The 17,183-nt window shown below is 61.8% G+C and carries 21 protein-coding genes and 1 tRNA gene; 3 read left to right on the plus strand and 19 right to left on the minus strand.

The window, feature by feature from the left end:
* Nucleotides 1-6: 6 nt before the first annotated feature.
* The 16 genes from IB255_RS02785 to IB255_RS02860 form a co-directional block, all read right to left on the minus strand.
* Nucleotides 7-82: transfer RNA gene (locus IB255_RS02785), tRNA-Lys, on the minus strand.
* A 59-nt stretch (nt 83-141) separates the two neighbouring features.
* On the minus strand, nt 142-816 hold the full coding sequence (queC, locus tag IB255_RS02790) for a 7-cyano-7-deazaguanine synthase QueC (protein WP_081520349.1): 675 nt from the start codon (nt 814-816) through the stop codon (nt 142-144).
* 37 nt (nt 817-853) lie between these two features.
* A complete protein-coding gene (gene queE, locus IB255_RS02795) occupies nt 854-1,501 on the minus strand; it encodes a 7-carboxy-7-deazaguanine synthase QueE (RefSeq protein ID WP_192209783.1) in 648 nt (215 codons plus the stop codon).
* A gap of 196 nt (nt 1,502-1,697) precedes the next feature.
* Complete coding sequence (gene ybgF / locus IB255_RS02800; protein ID WP_081520165.1) at nt 1,698-2,540, minus strand: tol-pal system protein YbgF; 843 nt, start codon at nt 2,538-2,540, stop codon at nt 1,698-1,700.
* Between the two features lie 6 nt (nt 2,541-2,546).
* Nucleotides 2,547-3,053, minus strand: coding sequence for a peptidoglycan-associated lipoprotein Pal (gene pal / locus IB255_RS02805; protein WP_017522099.1), 507 nt, complete (start codon nt 3,051-3,053; stop codon nt 2,547-2,549).
* Between the two features lie 52 nt (nt 3,054-3,105).
* Nucleotides 3,106-4,404, minus strand: a complete 1,299-nt coding sequence (gene tolB, locus IB255_RS02810) for a Tol-Pal system beta propeller repeat protein TolB (RefSeq protein WP_192209784.1) — start codon at nt 4,402-4,404, stop codon at nt 3,106-3,108.
* Nucleotides 4,401-5,456 (minus strand): cell envelope integrity protein TolA, encoded by a 1,056-nt coding sequence (tolA, locus tag IB255_RS02815; protein WP_139791667.1) that lies wholly within the window; start codon nt 5,454-5,456, stop codon nt 4,401-4,403. The genes tolB and tolA overlap by 4 nt, the downstream gene beginning before the upstream one ends.
* Nucleotides 5,453-5,917: a protein TolR gene (gene tolR / locus IB255_RS02820; protein WP_081520162.1), complete on the minus strand. Its 465-nt coding sequence runs from the start codon at nt 5,915-5,917 to the stop codon at nt 5,453-5,455. Before tolR ends, tolA begins: the two co-directional genes overlap by 4 nt.
* A gap of 24 nt (nt 5,918-5,941) precedes the next feature.
* Complete coding sequence (gene tolQ, locus IB255_RS02825; protein WP_045210353.1) at nt 5,942-6,637, minus strand: protein TolQ; 696 nt, start codon at nt 6,635-6,637, stop codon at nt 5,942-5,944.
* Nucleotide 6,638: 1 nt separating this feature from the next.
* Entirely contained in the window at nt 6,639-7,085 is a 447-nt protein-coding gene (gene ybgC / locus IB255_RS02830; protein WP_081520161.1) for a tol-pal system-associated acyl-CoA thioesterase, read from the minus strand.
* 52 nt (nt 7,086-7,137) lie between these two features.
* Nucleotides 7,138-8,196, minus strand: coding sequence for a Holliday junction branch migration DNA helicase RuvB (ruvB, locus tag IB255_RS02835; protein ID WP_138215289.1), 1,059 nt, complete (start codon nt 8,194-8,196; stop codon nt 7,138-7,140).
* A 10-nt stretch (nt 8,197-8,206) separates the two neighbouring features.
* Nucleotides 8,207-8,812 (minus strand): Holliday junction branch migration protein RuvA, encoded by a 606-nt coding sequence (ruvA, locus tag IB255_RS02840; RefSeq protein ID WP_081520159.1) that lies wholly within the window; start codon nt 8,810-8,812, stop codon nt 8,207-8,209.
* Between the two features lie 34 nt (nt 8,813-8,846).
* A complete protein-coding gene (gene ruvC / locus IB255_RS02845) occupies nt 8,847-9,371 on the minus strand; it encodes a crossover junction endodeoxyribonuclease RuvC (RefSeq protein ID WP_081520158.1) in 525 nt (174 codons plus the stop codon).
* Between the two features lie 116 nt (nt 9,372-9,487).
* A complete protein-coding gene (locus tag IB255_RS02850; protein WP_081520157.1) occupies nt 9,488-10,234 on the minus strand; it encodes a YebC/PmpR family DNA-binding transcriptional regulator in 747 nt (248 codons plus the stop codon).
* A gap of 73 nt (nt 10,235-10,307) precedes the next feature.
* Nucleotides 10,308-12,086, minus strand: a complete 1,779-nt coding sequence (aspS, locus tag IB255_RS02855; RefSeq protein WP_139791666.1) for an aspartate--tRNA ligase — start codon at nt 12,084-12,086, stop codon at nt 10,308-10,310.
* Nucleotides 12,087-12,129: 43 nt separating this feature from the next.
* Nucleotides 12,130-12,399 (minus strand): FmdB family zinc ribbon protein, encoded by a 270-nt coding sequence (locus tag IB255_RS02860; protein WP_081520156.1) that lies wholly within the window; start codon nt 12,397-12,399, stop codon nt 12,130-12,132.
* 241 nt (nt 12,400-12,640) lie between these two features.
* Here IB255_RS02860 and IB255_RS02865 point away from each other — a divergent pair, with 241 nt between their 5' ends.
* Together IB255_RS02865 and IB255_RS31150 are read left to right on the plus strand one after the other, a co-directional pair.
* Entirely contained in the window at nt 12,641-13,111 is a 471-nt protein-coding gene (locus tag IB255_RS02865; RefSeq protein WP_081520155.1) for a Dps family protein, read from the plus strand.
* A 217-nt stretch (nt 13,112-13,328) separates the two neighbouring features.
* Complete coding sequence (locus tag IB255_RS31150) at nt 13,329-13,925, plus strand: cold-shock protein (RefSeq protein WP_081520154.1); 597 nt, start codon at nt 13,329-13,331, stop codon at nt 13,923-13,925.
* 70 nt (nt 13,926-13,995) lie between these two features.
* Here the strand turns inward: IB255_RS31150 and IB255_RS02875 are convergent, their stop codons facing one another.
* Nucleotides 13,996-14,202, minus strand: coding sequence for a SlyX family protein (locus IB255_RS02875; RefSeq protein ID WP_045210356.1), 207 nt, complete (start codon nt 14,200-14,202; stop codon nt 13,996-13,998).
* A gap of 3 nt (nt 14,203-14,205) precedes the next feature.
* A complete protein-coding gene (locus IB255_RS02880; RefSeq protein ID WP_081520153.1) occupies nt 14,206-14,631 on the minus strand; it encodes an HIT family protein in 426 nt (141 codons plus the stop codon).
* A 716-nt stretch (nt 14,632-15,347) separates the two neighbouring features.
* Here IB255_RS02880 and IB255_RS02885 point away from each other — a divergent pair.
* A complete protein-coding gene (locus tag IB255_RS02885) occupies nt 15,348-16,670 on the plus strand; it encodes an OprD family porin (protein WP_081520152.1) in 1,323 nt (440 codons plus the stop codon).
* 94 nt (nt 16,671-16,764) lie between these two features.
* Here the strand turns inward: IB255_RS02885 and IB255_RS02890 are convergent, their stop codons facing one another.
* Nucleotides 16,765-17,172: a PaaI family thioesterase gene (locus tag IB255_RS02890; protein ID WP_139791665.1), complete on the minus strand. Its 408-nt coding sequence runs from the start codon at nt 17,170-17,172 to the stop codon at nt 16,765-16,767.
* Between the last annotated feature and the right edge of the window lie 11 nt (nt 17,173-17,183).

Below are 17,183 nucleotides of genomic sequence, written 5' to 3' on the forward strand. Positions count from 1 at the left end.
ACATGTTGGTGGGTCGTGTGGGATTCGAACCTACGACCAATTGGTTAAAAGCCAACTGCTCTACCGACTGAGCTAACGACCCAACGTGGGGCGTATAATACTGATTTCTAACGCAAAAACAACACCCTTCGAAAACTTTTTTCAGAAATATCGCGTCGGGTCGGAAATTCCCGCGGCCAAAAAGCCCTCGGAACGCAGTCGGCAGCTGTCGCATTTACCGCACGCACGCCCGTCATCATCGGCCTGATAGCAGGAAACCGTCAGGCTGTAATCCACGCCCTGGGCGATGCCCGCCTCGATGATCTGCGCCTTGGAAAGGAACTGCAGCGGCGCCTGGATGCGGAAGCCGTCGCCCTCCACACCGGCCTTGGTCGCCAGGTTGGCCATGCGCTCGAAAGCCTCGACGAACTCGGGACGACAATCCGGGTAGCCGGAATAATCCACGGCGTTCACGCCGATGAAGATATCCCGTGCACCGAGCACCTCCGCCCACCCCAGCGCGAGCGAAAGGAAAACGGTATTGCGCGCCGGCACGTAGGTGACCGGGATACCTTCGCCGGGTGCCTCGGGCACATCGATGCGGCTATCGGTCAGGGCGGAGCCGCCGATGCCGTTCAGGTTCAGGCCGATCACCTTGTGCTCGATCACGCCCTGCTGGCGAGCGACCCGCTCGGCTGCCTGCAACTCGGCACGGTGACGCTGTCCGTAATCGAAACTCATGGTGTAGCAGTCGTAGCCTTCTGCCTTGGCCATGGCGACCACGGTCGCGGAGTCCAGGCCGCCGGAGAGCAGGATTACGGCTTTCTTGTCGTTCATGGATGGCTTGATGGACATGAGAAGGTCTCCTCCGCGCTCAATGGCCCGGCTCGTCGTTCCAGAGAATCTTGTGCAACTGCAGTTGCAGGCGCACTGGCAAGTTGTCGCTGACGATCCAGTCGGCCAGCTCACGCGCGTGCACTTCGCGGTGGCTGGGCGAGAACAGCACCTCGCCGGCTCGTTGCTCCAGGCGGTACTCGATCAGCTTGGACACCGCCCAGTCATAGTCCTCGCGGGAGCAGATGACGAACTTCACCTGATCGTTGGACGTCAGCTCGCCGATGTTCTCGTAGCGATTGCGCACCACCTCCCCTGAGCCCGGAGTTTTCAGGTCGAGGATGCGGCTGACGCGGCGGTCGGTGGCGGAGATATCCAGCGCACCACTGGTTTCCAGCGAAACCTCATAGCCGGCATCGCACAGGCGCTCGAGCAGCGGGATGCAATTGGGCTGGGCCAAGGGCTCGCCGCCGGTCACGCAGACGTAGCGCGGGCGGTAGTGGGCAACCTGGTCAAGGATGGCGTCGAGTGACTGGATTTCACCGCCGCTGAAGGCATAGGCGGTATCGCAGTAATTGCAGCGCAGGGGACAGCCGGTCAGGCGAACGAACACAGTCGGCAAGCCGGCGGTGCGCGTCTCCCCCTGCAGCGAGTAGAAAATCTCGGTAATGCGCAGGGTCTGTTGCATATCAGCCACGGGCGTGACGGCTACACAGACCATCCGCCTCCGTTGCGTTGGAGTCGTGGGCGCGCTGGGCGCCCGGCAAGCCCGGAACACAGCAGACATCAGCCGAGCTGAAACCACTGGTGCTTTCCGGGGGGCGGGAATTCTAACGAAAAAACCCGCGACGGGCGCGGGTTTTCGGACAGTGCGGTGCGGAGCCTTACTTGAGGTTCTTCAGGTCACGCTGGGACAGCTGGGCGGCGGAAGAGCCCGGATACTGGGCCACGACCTGCTGCAGGATGCCACGGGCCTTGTCAGTATTGCCCAGGCGGCGCTCGACATCAGCGAGCTTGTACAGCGAGTCCGGCACCTTGGCGCTGCTCGGGTAGGCCTGGCTGACGCGAGCGAAGGCCTGGCCGGCGCCCTGCAGGTCACCCTTGGCGAGATTTACTTCGCCAAGCCAGTACTGTGCGTTGCCAGCATACTGGCTGTTTGGATACTTGCGCAGGAAGGCGCCGAAGGCCTGGCTGGCCTTGTCGAAATCCTTGGCCTTGATCAGGTCAAAGGAGGCGTCGTAGTAAAGCTTTTCTTTTGCCGGGTCACCCGGCTCGCTGCTGGCAGCGGGCTGCTGTTGCTGGGCGGCGGCTACGCCTGCCCCGGCGGCAGCTCCGGCACTGGCGCCGGCAGCGGAGGAATCCTGTTGAACAGCAGCACCGGCCGCTCCTGCACCTGCACCGCTGGAAAGGCGGCTGTCGATGTCCTGGAAGCGTTCCTGGTTTTCCTGCTTCATTTGCTGGATCTGGTTCTGCTGCTCTTCGAGCATGCCGCGCAGACGGGACATCTCGTCCTGCATCTGCTGCAGCTGCATGAACAGCTGAGCCTGACCGGAGACGGGAGTAGTCATCCCGCCTCCGGCGTAGGCGCCATCGGCGCCTGCGGTGCCATAACCCGAGGGCGGTGTGCTGGCATAGCCACCATTACCGTCCTGTACCGGAACCGCGGCTGCCGCCATGAGGGGCAGTCCGCATGCGATCAAGGTCAGAAAACGCAGGCGCATCGGCATCAGGTCTTACTTCTTCAGCTCAACGCGACGGTTCTGGGCCCAGGACTGCTCGTCGTGGCCAGTGGCAACCGGACGCTCTTTGCCGTAGGAAACCAGTTCCAGCTGAGCCGGGGAAACGCCCTGCAGTACCAGGTAGCGCTGTACGGCCTTGGCACGACGCTCGCCCAGAGCCATGTTGTACTCGCGGGTGCCGCGCTCGTCAGTGTGACCTTCCAGGACTACGCGCTGGCCGGAACCTTTCAGGTCCTTGGCGTGTACGTCCAGGGCACGCATGGCTTCCGGCTTCAGGTCGGAGCTGTCGTACTCGAAGTAGAAGGTGGTGATAGCGCGCAGAGCGGCTTCGTCGCTCAGGGAGCCGTCAACGGCACCGCTGTTGGCGCCGTAGCCAGCGTTCGGATCAACGCCGCCATTGGCGCCTTCGCCAGTAGCATCGCCTTTCTTGGACGAACAGCCGACGGCAACAGCCATGGCGAGGGCGATAACGGCAAATTTGCCGAATTTCAGCATTTCCATCATGTAACTCCTAATGAACCCCAGTGTATAAATTTGAAACAGTTGGCAACCGTCAGTTCAGGTAAGGGGACCAGGAAGGCTCGCGCACGTCGCCTTGAGCGGTGGGTAGCGGTAACCGAACACGTCCGTTGATGCTCACGAGCATCAACACGCCCCGGTCCTGCTGGCGGGTGGCATATATTAGCATCGTGCCATTTGGCGCAACAGTGGGCGAATCATCCAGGTTGGTGTTGGAAAGTACCCGGAGATTACCGCGCTGAAGGTCCTGCGCCGCGATCTGGAAGTTGGTGAAACCGTCCTGGCGGTGAACCATGACCAGGGTCTTCTCGTCCGCCGACAGTTTCGGGTTGGCGTTGTAGTTGCCGATGAAGGTCACACGGTCGGTAGCGCCCGAGTTCACGTTCATCTTGTAGATCTGCGGCTTGCCGCCACGATCCGAGGTGAAGTACAGGGTCGAGCCGTCCGCGCCCCAGAAGGGTTCGGTGTCGATCGCCGAGTTGTTGGTCAGGCGACGCAGCTGGCGGCTGCCCAGGTCCATCACGTAGATCTCCGGATTGCCGTCACGCGACAGCACGAAGGCCAGGCGGTTGCCGTCCGGCGAGAAGGCCGGGGCGCCATTGAGGCCTTCGAAGTTGGAAATCTGCTCGCGGCGACCGGTGTCGACGTACTGCATGAAGATGCGCGGACGCTTCTGCTCGAAGGACACGTAGGCGATGCGACGGCCATCGGGCGAGAAGCGCGGCGAGAGGATCGGCTCGCGCGACTGCAGCAGGGTCACCGGGCGGGCGCCATCATAGTCGGAGCGCTGCAGGGTATAGCGGGTGTTGTCCACCGAGAAGCGCTCTGCGGTCACGTAGAGCATCTTGGTGGAGAACGCCCCCTTGATGCCGGTGAGCTTCTCGAACGACTGGTCGGCGATGTAGTGCGACATGTCGCGCAGCTGGTCGGTGGTGCCGCCCACGCTGCCGGTCAGGACCTGCTCCTGGGTCGACACGTTGAGCAGGGCGTACTGGATCTGCAGGCGACCGCCACTGGGGACGATGCTGCCGACCAGGACGTACTGCGCACCGAGGGCCTGCCAGTCGCGGTAGATCACCTCGCTGGCCTGGGCCGGCTGGCTGATCATGTTCTGGCGCGGGATCGGCTCGAAATAACCGGAGTTGCGCAGGTCGCTGCCGATGATGTTCGACATGTCTTCGGGCAGGACGTTGCCGCCCTGCCAGCCGAACGGAACCACGGCAATCGGGACGGCCGAGTCACGACCGCTGGAGATCACCAGCGGGTCGGCGGCCTGCGCTGCGCCGGCCACCAGGGCCAGGGCGAAGAGCGCGAAGCGAATCAGGGTACTCACAGATCTAAATCCTCCGGTTTGAAGACCATTCGGCGCTGACGATACAGGCTATCGAAAGTGGCACGATCCAGTTTTTGCAGTTCGGGAACACGGCCCACGTTTTTGACCGCTGCCACCGCCGAATCGTCGAACGGCTTGTCACCACTGGAGCGGGTTACGCTTACGCCGGTGATCGCCCCGCTCGGCAGCATCTGAATCAGCACTTCTACGCTCATTCCGTTACGAGCTGAAGGAGGACGGCTCCACTGCTGGCTCACCAGGCTGACGATCAGATCGTCGAAGTTGCCCGCCACCTCGTCACCTTGCTCGTCGGCCAGGGCCTGCTGCCGTTGCGTGTCGTTGGACAGCAGGTCAGCCAGCGCCTGGGCCTTCTTGTCTTCCGTGGCCTTGCGGGCTGCGGCAGCGGCTGCAGCAGCAGCCTTCTTCTTCGCAGCCTCGACCGCGGCAGCCTTCTTCTTGGCATCATCCGCGGCGGCTTTTTTCTTCGCGTCCTCGGCGGCCTTCTTCTTAGCCTCCTCGGCAGCTTTCCTCTTCGCCTCTTCAGCGGCCTCTTTCTTGGCCTCTTCCTCGGCTTTCTTCTTGGCGATATCCGCCTGCTGTTTCTGCTCGGCAGCCTTGGCCTCAGCCGCTTTCTTGGCGGCTGCGGCAGCATCGGCCACCTTCTTGGCGTCGTCTGCCTTCTTGGCTTCAGCGGCTTTCTCGGCGGCATCTGCAGCCTTTTGAGCCGCATCGGCCTTCTTTTGTTCCTCGGCTTTCGCAGCAGCCAATGCCTGCTGCTCAGCCTTCTTCTGCTCGAGCTGCTCCTGCTCGTATTGCTTGGCCGAAGTCTTCTTCGCCTCGCCGGCTATCTTCTGGTTGGTCTGCTGGGTCGCCTGGCTCTTGGACTTCAGCTGGTACAGCGTAGCCTGGACGATCGGCCGCGAAGGCGGCAGTTCAGGCGTACTGGCCCAGCTGACGAACAGCATGGCGAAGATCAGGACGTGCAGAGCCACGGCCAGGACCGTTGGCCAGAAGTAGCCTTCCGATTGAGAGCGCTCGAGCTGGTGCATCAACTACCTGGTGCCTCGGTAATCAGACCGACGTTGCCGACTCCGGCTTTCTGCAGACCGCCCATGACGGCCATGACAGAGCCATAGTCGACTGCCTTGTCCCCACGGACGAAGACCTGGACTTTCTTACCCTGACTGCTGTTTTGCGCCATGATCGCGGTAGCCGCGGTCACCAGCTGATCGAGGTCAACGGCAGTCTGGCTGGCCTTGCCCTGATCCGGGTCCACTTCGGAGCCCATGTTCCAGTAGTAGGTCTTGTCGGCCTTGATGGAGATGGTGAGCACGCGGGAATCGTTATCCTGCGGCAGCGCTTCGCTGGAAACCTTGGGCAGGTCGACCTTGACGCCCTGGTTGAGCATGGGCGCGGTCACCATGAAAATGACCAGCAGTACCAACATCACGTCGATGTAGGGCACCACGTTCATTTCCGCGACCGGCTTGCGCTTGTGACGAACTCTTGCCATGACGGCTTACCTCTTGGTCGTCGATCAATCGTCGCTGGTGTGCACTTTGCGGTGCAGGATCGCCTGGAACTCGTCGGCGAAGGTGTAGTAGCGACCGATGAGCATTTCCGAGCGGGCGGCGAAGCGGTTGTAGGCAATGACCGCGGGGATGGCCGCGAACAGGCCGATGGCGGTGGCGATCAGTGCTTCGGCGATACCCGGCGCCACGGTGGCGAGGGTGGCCTGTTGCACGGTGGCCAGGCCACGGAAGGAGTTCATGATGCCCCACACGGTGCCGAACAGACCGATGTACGGGCTGGTGGAACCGACGGTGGCGAGGAACGGCAGGCTGGTTTCCAGCTTCTCTTCCTCGCGGGAAATGGCGACGCGCATCGCGCGGGAAACGCCTTCCATCACCGCATCCGGGTCAACGCCGGCCTGCTGGCGCAGACGGGAGAATTCCTTGAAGCCGGCACGGAAGATCTGCTCGACCCCCGAATCCGGATCGGGGTTGCTGCCCGCCTGACGATAGAGTTTGGACAGGTCAATGCCCGACCAGAAGCGCTCTTCGAAAGTTTCCAGGGCCTTCTTCGCCGAGCGCATCATGTTGCTGCGCTGGAAAATCATGATCCAGGAAGTGACCGATGCGGCCACCAGGGTCAGCATCACCAGCTGTACCACGACGCTGGCGTTACTGATCAAGCTCCACATGGAAGTATGGTCGACGACGTTCGGTTCCACGTTAATCTCCTGCTGAAAGGGTGTCCGGACTGCCGGCAAATGCCGCACGCAACACATCTGGGATAGCGCGGGGTTTCAGGTTGTCCGCCCGCACGCACGCCACCAGGAATCGCCCCTCGCAGAGCAAGGTCGAATCCGACGCCCGTCGAACCTGTTGACGAAACTTCAGGCTCGCACGGTTCAACTCCTCCACCTCGACGCTGACAAGCAGCTCGTCATCCAGGCGGGCCGGCGCGTGATAGCGCGCTTCGGCCGAATGAACGACGAAAAGCAGGTTCTCCCCCGCCAGCTGTGACTGGGCGAAGCCCAGATCACGCAGCCGCTCGGTACGAGCCCGCTCCATGAACTTGAGGTAGTTGACGTAGTAGACGATGCCGCCGGCATCGGTGTCCTCGTAATAGACCCGATACCGCTGCTGGAACGGCTGACCCCCGTGTTGCGCGCGCATACTCTAGAACCAAGTAAAGACTTTGCCAATCGGCAATCGTCTACAAATGCAATTAATTACCATCTTCAGGGACGAACAGATCCGATGTCGTCCCCTCCCCCATCCGCTTCGGCACATTCAGGCCGAAATGCAGGTACGCATGCCGGGTCACTACACGCCCCCGAGGTGTGCGCATGATATAGCCTTGCTGGATCAGATAGGGCTCCAGCACGTCTTCAATCGTGTGTCTTTCTTCGCTGATGGCCGCCGCGAGGTTGTCGATCCCCACCGGGCCACCGTCGAACTTGTCGATCATGGTCAGCAGCAGGCGGCGATCCTGGTGATCGAAGCCTCTTTCATCCACGTCTAGCAGGTTCAGCGCCTTGTCGGCGATGTCGCTGCTGATGTGGCCGGTGCCGCGCACCTCGGCGAAATCCCGCACCCGCCGCAGCAGGCGGTTGGCGATCCGCGGCGTACCGCGCGCGCGCCGGGCAATCTCGTAGGCGCCCGCCGGCTCGATCTCCAGACCGAGGATGCCCGCCGAACGGGCGACGATGCTGGACAGGTCGTCCACACCGTAGAACTCCAGACGCTGCACGATACCGAAGCGGTCACGCAGCGGGTTGGTCAGCATGCCGGCGCGAGTGGTCGCCCCCACCAGAGTGAAGGGCGGCAGATCGAGCTTGATCGAACGCGCAGCCGGGCCCTCGCCGATCATGATGTCCAGCTGGAAGTCTTCCATGGCCGGATACAGCACTTCCTCGACGATGGGCGAGAGGCGGTGAATCTCGTCCACGAACAGCACGTCGTTGGGTTCGAGGTTGGTCAGCAGCGCCGCCAGATCGCCAGGCCGCTCCAGCACCGGGCCGGAAGTGCTCTTGATCGAAACCCCCATTTCCTGGGCGATGATGTTCGCCAGGGTGGTCTTGCCCAGGCCGGGCGGGCCGAAGATCAGCGTGTGATCGAGGGCCTCCTGGCGCCCACGGGCCGCCTGGATGAACAACTCCATCTGTTCACGCACCACCGGCTGACCGACGTAGTCGGCCAGCTTCAGCGGGCGGATGGCGCGGTCGAGCTGCTCTTCGCGGTCACGACCGGTTACAGAGGAGATCAGGCGATCGGCTTCGATCATCGATGGCTACCTAGACCATGCCCTTGAGGGCACGACGGATGAGTTCTTCGCTGGACAAGCCTTCCTCCTGCACGGCGGCCACGGCGCGGCTCGCCTCCTGGGGTTTGAAGCCCAGTGCGATCAGCGCACTGACCGCATCGGACTCGGCGCTTGAGACTGCGGCAACCAGTCGGGGTTCCACCACCAACGGCGCGATGGAAGGAATATTTTCCCACGCCTTGAAGCGATCTTTCAGCTCCACCAGCAGGCGTTCGGCAGTCTTCTTGCCCACGCCCGGAATCTTCACCAGGGTGGAAGTATCCTGCGCCTGCACGCAACGCACCAGCTCATCGACTTCCAGCCCCGACATCAGCGCCAGCGCCAGCTTCGGGCCCACGCCATTGAGGCGGATCAGCTCGCGGAACAGCTCGCGCTCGCGCTTCTCGGCAAAGCCGTAGAGCAGGTGGGCATCCTCGCGCACCACGAGGTGGGTGTGCAGGGTCACCGGCTCGCCCAGGCTCGGCAAGCGATACAGGGTGGTCATCGGCACTTCGAGCTCGTAGCCCACGCCATTCACATCGACGATCAGGTGCGGCGGTTGCTTTTCCGCCAGGGTGCCACGCAGGCGTCCAATCACGGGTGTTTGTCCTTGCTCAATGTTTTTCCGGATATCACAGGCGCAAGCGTCCGCCACGTCGGCGCGCGCCTACCAGGCCGTGTGGCACCAGGCTCTGCCGGGTGTGCGCGTGGCACAGGGCGATGGCCAGGGCGTCGGAGGCGTCGATCTGCGGCTTCTGCACAAGCTTGAGCAAGTGCATGACCATCATCTGGACCTGCTGCTTGTCCGCACCTCCGGTGCCGGCAATCGCCTGCTTGACCTGGCTCGCCGTGTACTCGGCGATCTGCAAGCCCTCTTCCGCCGCAGCGACTATCGCCGCACCGCGCGCCTGCCCCAGCTTCAACGCCGAGTCGGCATTGCGCGCCATGAACACCTGTTCGATGCCCATCATGGTCGGCTGGTAGGTCTGGATGACCTCGCGCACGCCACGGAAGACGATCTGCAGGCGCTCGAACAGTTCGCCGTTGCCGGTACGGATGCAGCCCGATGCCACGTACTCGCAGCCACGGCCGGTGTCGCGCACCACGCCGAAGCCGGTTATCCGTGAACCTGGGTCGATACCGAGAATCAGGGTCATGTCCGTCCGATCAAACCTTGTCCGTAACCTGTACTTCAGATAACAAAAACCGGAAGCGGGAGGCGCCGCTGACGACCACTCCCGCTTCCGGCTTCAGACCAGCGCCGGTGGAGGGATCAGCCCAGCTGGGCCATCACCTCGTCCGGGATATCCGCATTGGAGTAGACGTTCTGCACGTCGTCCAGGTCTTCGAGCATGTCGATCAGCTTGAGGACCTTCTGTGCGGTGTCCAGGTCCAGGGTCGCGGTGGTCGACGGGATCATGGTGATCTCGGCGTCGTCGCCCTTGAAACCGGCTTCGGTCAGCGCTTCATTGACCGAGATGAAGTCGACGAAGGTGGTGAAGACGTCGATGGAACCGTCATCGTTGACCACCACGTCGTCGGCGCCGGCTTCCAGCGCGGCATCCATCAGGGCTTCCTCGTTCACGCCCGGCGCATAGCTGATCTGGCCCTTGCGCTCGAACATGTAGGCCACCGAACCATCGGTACCCAGGTTGCCGCCGCACTTGCTGAAGGCATGACGCACTTCGGCCGCGGTGCGGTTGCGGTTGTCGGTCATCGCTTCGACGATGATCGCCACGCCGCTGGGTGCGTAACCTTCGTAGGTCAGCTCGGCCATGTTGTCCGCTTCGCTGGAGCCCACGCCACGCTGGATGGCGCGATCGATGGTGTCGCGGGTCATGTTGGCGGTCAGCGCCTTGTCCACGGCCAGGCGCAGACGCGGGTTGTCCGCCGGGATCCCCCCGCCCTGCTTGGCAGCGACGGTCAGCTCACGGATGAGCTTGGTGAAGATCTTGCCCTTCTTGGCGTCCTGACGTTCCTTGCGGTGCTTGATGTTGGCCCATTTGGAATGACCAGCCATAACTCACTCCGTATCGCTTGTTTGCTTCGCTCGCGGCGCCCGGTTTGCGGGCGCCGCGGCAATCTGGATCGACTTACTCGGCGGCCTTCTGCTGCTCGCGCAGGCGGATGTTCAGCTCGCGCAGAGCCTTGGCATCCACAGTGCCCGGAGCCTGGGTCATGACGTCGCCGGCGCTCTGGGTTTTCGGGAAGGCGATGACTTCGCGGATCGAGGCCGCGCCGGTCATCAGCATCACCAGGCGGTCCAGGCCGAAGGCCAGGCCACCGTGCGGCGGTGCACCGTACTTGAGGGCGTCGAGGAGGAAGCCGAACTTCTCTTCCTGCTCCGCATCATCGATGCCGAGCACGCGGAACACCGCCTGCTGCATGGACTTGTCATGAATACGGATGGAGCCGCCGCCCAGCTCGGTACCGTTGAGCACCATGTCGTAGGCACGGGACAGCTTGCCGGCCGGGTTGGCCTCCAGCTCTTCCGGGGTGCACTTGGGCGCAGTGAACGGGTGGTGCAGGGAAGTCAGGCTGCCGTCGTCGTTCTCTTCGAACATCGGGAAGTCCACGACCCACATCGGCGCCCACTCCTTGGTGAGCAGGTTGAGGTCATGGCCGACCTTGATGCGCAGCGCGCCCAGGGCGTCGCAGACGATCTTGGCCTTGTCGGCGCCGAAGAACACGATGTCGCCATCGACCGCGCCAACGCGATCGAGGATCTCGTTCAGGTTCGGCTCGGCGATGTTCTTCACGATCGGCGACTGCAGGCCTTCCACGCCCTTGGCGCGTTCGTTGACCTTGATGTAGGCCAGGCCCTTGGCGCCGTAGATGCCGACGAACTTGGTGTAGTCGTCGATCTGCTTGCGCGGCATGCTCGCACCGCCCGGAACGCGCAGGGCGGCAACGCGGCCCTTCGGATCGTTGGCCGGGCCGGAGAAGACCTTGAACTCGACGTCCTTCAGCTGATCGGCCACGTCGACCAGTTCCAGCGGAATGCGCAGGTCAGGCTTGTCCGAACCGTAGCGGCGCATGGCCTCTTCGAACGGCATGTGCGGGAATTCGTCGAACTCGACGTTCAGCACTTCCTTGAACAGCTGGCGAACCATCTTCTCGGTGATCTCGATGATGTCGCTTTCTTCGAGGAAGCTGGTTTCGATGTCGATCTGGGTGAATTCCGGCTGACGGTCGGCACGCAGGTCTTCATCGCGGAAGCACTTGGCGATCTGGTAGTAGCGGTCGAAGCCGGCCACCATCAGCAGCTGCTTGAACAGCTGGGGCGACTGCGGCAGGGCGAAGAAGTGACCCGGGTAGGTGCGGCTCGGCACCAGGTAGTCACGCGCGCCTTCCGGAGTCGGGCGACCGAGGATCGGGGTTTCCACGTCGAGGAAACCGTTGTCGTCCAGGTAGCGGCGGATGCTGCTGGTGATGCGCGCACGCAGCTTCAGCTTGGCGGCCATCTCCGGGCGACGCAGGTCGATGAAGCGGTAGCGCAGGCGGGTTTCCTCGCCCACGTCGGAGTATTCATCCAGCGGGAACGGCGGGGTTTCGGCCTGGTTCAGCACTTCCAGTTCATGCCCCAGCACTTCGATGGCGCCCGAAGCCATGTTCGAGTTGCGCGCGCCTTCAGGGCGCAGGCGCACCTTGCCGGTGATCTTCACCACGTACTCGCTGCGCACACGGTCGGCCTTGGCGAAGGTCTCGACGCGATCCGGGTCGAATACCACCTGGGCCAGACCTTCACGATCACGCACGTCGAGGAAGATCACCCCGCCGTGGTCGCGGCGACGGTGTACCCAACCGCAAAGAGTGACTACCTGGCCGTCCAGGCTCTCGTTCAACTGGCCGCAATAGTGGCTGCGCATCATGGTGTGTTTCGCTTCTCGAAAGTCTTGAATTCTAGGGAACCGCTCATTCGCTGGCGGAGCAGGCGCCGGCACCGCAACCGGTGGCCGGACAGACCGCTGGAGCATCGCCGGAGGCCAGGTTCTTCTTCGCTCCGGTCTTGAAGTCGGTCTCGTACCAACCGCTGCCGCCCAGGCGGAAGCCCGGAGCCGACAACATCTTCTTCAATTCGGGAGCCATGCAGGCCGGACAATCGACCAACGGCGCATCGCTGATCTTCTGCAGCGATTCCAGCTGATGCGCGCAGGACTGGCACTGGTACTCGTAAATCGGCATGGAACACCTTGGCTGTGTAACGCCACGGGTCCGCGTCCCGCGGCAAAGAGGCCGATTATAGCCTGAAAAATCCACGGGTTGCAGCCGGACTCCGGTGGCGGAAAAGCCAGCCGGACGCACAACCTTTTAATAGAAAAGCTCAATCGATTGCCTTGATATAGACCAAGAGCTTCGCACCTGCACAGGTGATAGCCTCGAACCCAACACCTTGAATCACCCATGTCACGATGAGGAGATCGCCATGGACATCGATATCGGAATCGCCAAACAGGATCGCGCTGCCATCGCCGACGGCCTGTCCCGTCTGCTGGCCGACACCTACACGCTGTACCTGAAGACCCACAACTTCCACTGGAACGTCACCGGGCCGATGTTCAACACCCTGCACCTGATGTTCGAAGGGCAGTACACCGAACTGGCACTGGCCGTGGACAGCATCGCCGAACGCATCCGCGCCCTGGGCTTCCCGGCGCCGGGCACCTATGCCGCTTATGCGCGCCTGTCCTCGATCAAGGAAGAAGAAGGCGTACCGGACGCCCAGGAGATGATCCGCCTGCTGGTGCAGGGCCAGGAAGCCGTAGTGCGCACCGCACGCAGCATCTTCCCGCTGGCCGACAAGGTGGCGGACGAGCCGACCGCCGACCTGCTGACCCAGCGCATGCAGGTACACGAGAAGACCGCCTGGATGCTGCGCAGCCTGCTTGCCGAGTGATCCCTCCTTATATAAGGAAGCTCGCCAGTCGGCGGGCCTTCCCCCCCCTACGAATGGCCTAAGCGGTTGATTTGAGAAGGCAAGTGGTTTGCGGTTAAATAACCGCCGTGCGCTTCGCGCATAGGCCGCCCAGCACGCTTTCATTTTCCTTTCCGGCGTCGCACCTGGGGACGGCTGCTTCTTTTTTTCGTTACCCGCTCAAGGTGAATCCGTAGCCATGCTCAAGATCGTCCATCTCGTGACGGGCGTTGCCGCACTCGTGCTGTCCCTTATCCCGAGTCTGCGCAGTGATGCCCTGCCCTACCTGCAACAGAGCGATGCCATTTACCTGGCTCTGCTCGGCCTTACCAGCCTCCTGCTCGCCCCGGGCAGCAACCTGAAACAGCCTTCGGCCCTGCAAGGCCTGGCCACTGCCCTGGTGGTTCTGGCCGTGGTGCTGCAGGTGCTGATCCTGCTCGCCCCACTGCCCTTCATCGGCGAACAACCGGCCATCGTGCTGCCGCTGCTGAGCCTGGCTGGCGCGGTCGTGCTGCAGTGGGCCGCCAACCCGAACCCGGCACGCCCCCACGCGCCCATCGAAACCTTCCTCGGCGAGAACCGCGAAACCGGCACCGTGAAGTGGTTCAACACCTCCAAGGGCTTCGGCTTCATCTCCCGCGACTCGGGCGAAGACATCTTCGTCCACTTCCGCGCCATTCGCGGCGAGGGTCACCGCATCCTGATCGAAGGGCAGCGCGTGGAGTTCTCGGTAGTTCAGCGCGACAAGGGCCTGCAGGCGGAGGACGTGATCGCCGCCCTGCCCAACCGCCGCTGATCCACAGCCCCATGACAAAGCCCGCCAATCGGCGGGCTTTGTCATTTCTGTACTGATTAACCAGTGCGGCTCAATAGTGCGGCGGCGGAGCGTCATCTTCCGCGACGCCAACCTGTCCCTGCAGGTCTTCCAGGCGCTTGAGCAGCGCCTGCATCTGCAGGCGGGTGCGCTCGATCACCCGCTCCTGCTCGTAGACCACGTCGCTCAGGGTCTGCAGTGCGTCATCCTGAAAGGCCAGCCGGCTCTCCAGGTCCATCACTCGAGTCTCCAGATCCATCATTCACTCCTGGCTGAAGCGAAAGCCATCGCCCAGCGCCATGCGCAGTTTCTCGCGCACCTGCGCCAGTTCTTCTTCTTTATAGGGAACCGCCGGGTGCTTGCCCCAGACCGGCCCCGGCCAGGCGACATCATCCTGCTTGCGCACAATCACATGCACATGCAGTTGGCTGACGACGTTGCCGAGATTGGCCACGTTCATCTTGTCCGCATCGAAAGTGTCCTTGAGCATTTCCGCCAGTTGAGTCGCTTCGCGCCACAACTGTTGCTGATCGGCGGAATCCAGCTGGAAGATTTCACTGACGTCTTCGCGACGCGGAACCAGGATGAACCACGGGTACTGCGAGTCATTCATCAACAGCAGGCTGCTCAGCGGGAAATCACCCAGCGCAACGGTGTCCTGCTGGAGACGGGAATCCAGGGCGAACATAAGACCTCTCCTGTTCGACGAGCCTTGTTTAAGCCTAGCCCCACAGGGGAGCCGAAGGGCGCGAAGAATACTAGAGAGCCCTTCCGACGAACATGCCCGACCGACGCATCGTGCCGGAGCACGCCCTTTGCAGCGTCGCACCAGGATCGTGCATGACGCGGATTGGCATATCCCGACAACAGGCGCGTGCAGGAATCTGCACGGCAATCACGGCAATCAGCAGCGAAAAATCGTTTAAACAGCTACAACTACGGGATGCCAGAAAACGACATGCGTGCTCGTGGATGTTGCAAATCCCCAACGGAAGCCGTGAAATGCGTCAACACGTCGCAAGACGAACACTGTGAGGGCAGCTCCGGGCATTTGTGCACGGTTGTTGCTAGAGGCAAGGACAGCGCACCGACGGCCACCCCTTTGGGAGAAGTGGACGCGGAGGCGAGAGAACTTAAGAAGTGGTCAATGGAATAGAGAACCACAAGGACTGAAGCATCAATGAAGCAATCAGGGGGCAATCTCTTTTTGCAACATGAGAACTGCTTGAATGCGACATGCGTCATGCAGCTTTGCGACAGCCCCGTAAAGATTTTGTGTGTTCATTTGGGCAACTATCGCCAACTGAACACGCGTGCTATAAGTTAGCGCCGACAAAAAAAGAAAGAGCCGTCACCGCGGCATTAGTGATGGCGAATAATTTCAAAACCAAAGGAGCAATCACAATGAAAGTGATGAAGTGGAGCGCCATCGCCCTGGCCGTTTCTGCAGGCAGCACACAACTGGCAATGGCCGAGCCCTTCGTAGGCAATCAGGCTGACGCTAAAGGCTTTGTCGAAGACAGCAGCCTGAACTTCCTGGTTCGCAACTACTACTTCAATCGCAACAAGAAAGACGGCGCCACCGATGCCCGTGACTGGACCCAGGGTTTCTGGGCCAATTACAACTCCGGCTTCACCCAAGGCACCGTTGGTTTCGGTGTTGACGCCTTCGGCTACCTGGGTCTGAAACTCGACGGTGGCAGCGGCTACGGCGGCACTGGCAACCTGCCGGTTCACGATGACGGCGACAAGGCTGACGACTTCGGCAAGGCCGGCGCAGCTGTCAAGATCCGCATCTCCAAGACCGAGCTGAAATTCGGCGACATGCAGCCCACCGCTCCGGTGTTCGCTGTAGGCGGCACCCGCCTGCTGCCGCAAACCGCCAGCGGCTTCAGCCTGATGAGCAGCGAAATCGACGGCCTGGATCTGGAAGGCGGTCACTTCTACTCCGGTACTGGCCAGGACACCACCAACCGTGACGGTGAGATCTGGTCCCAGTACGGTGGCGTTACCGCCAACAGCGCTGACTTCCTGGGTGGCAAGTACGCCATCAACGACCAGTTCTCCGCTTCGCTGTACGGCGCCAAGGTCGAAGACCTGTGGGACCAGTACTACGTGAACCTGAACTACACCCTGCCGATCGCTGACAATCAGTCCCTCGGCCTGGACTTCAACTACTACAACACCCGCGACGAAGGTTCCTCCAAGCTCGGCGACATCAGCAACAACACCTACTCGCTGGCCGCCGCTTACACCATCAGCGCGCACACCCTGACCCTCGCCTTCCAGAAAGTGAACGGCAACACTCCGTTCGACTACATCGGTATCGGCGACAACAACGCCGGCGGCGACTCGATCTTCCTCGCCAACTCCGTTCAGTACTCCGACTTCAACGGCCCGGGTGAAAAATCCATCCAAGGCCGTTACGACCTGAACATGTCCGAGTACGGTGTTCCGGGCCTGACCTTCATGGGCCGCTACATCTACGGTAAGGACATCGACGGCGACAAGATCGATCCGACCAGCCCCTACGCCAACTATGGCTATGGTCCGGACGGCAAACACCGCGAGACCAACCTGGAAGCCAAATACGTCATCCAGAGCGGCCCGGCGAAAGACCTGTCCTTCCGTGCTCGTCAGGCTTGGCACCGCGCCAACTCCGACCAGGCTGAAGGCAACGTTGATGAATTCCGCCTGATCATCGACTACCCGCTGTCCGTTCTGTAATCCAGAGCGAACTGCAGGTAACTAAAAAGCCCGGCTTCTGCCGGGCTTTTTTATTGCAACTTACCTACAACTTCGAACGTATCCATTACTGCTGTTACATCGGCAATACATATGTGCCGGTTACATGGGCGACCAGTTCCTGCGGATTGCTGACCGAGTAGACAGCTACTTCGCAAACGACCTGCCGGCGCCCCAGCTTCAATATCTTCGCCTCGGCCAGCAGGTCTTCCGGCTTGGGCTTGCTGAGAAAGTTGATATTCAGGTTGGAAGTAACAGCCATCTCGACGTTATCCAGCTGCGCCAGGATCACCGCGTACATCGCCGCGTCCGCCAGCGCCATGATGGTCGGCCCGGACACGGTTCCGCCCGGCCTCACCAGCTTTCCATGGAAGGGGATCCGCGCGAAGGCGCTGCGCCCTTCCAGGGCATCGATGCGGAAATCCATCTCGTCCGCCATGGGCAACCCCGCGCGGATGAACGCCTGTACCTGCGCTGCATTCAATCGACTCACAC

Source organism: Pseudomonas sp. PDM22, from assembly GCF_014851965.1.
GTDB lineage: Bacteria > Pseudomonadota > Gammaproteobacteria > Pseudomonadales > Pseudomonadaceae > Pseudomonas.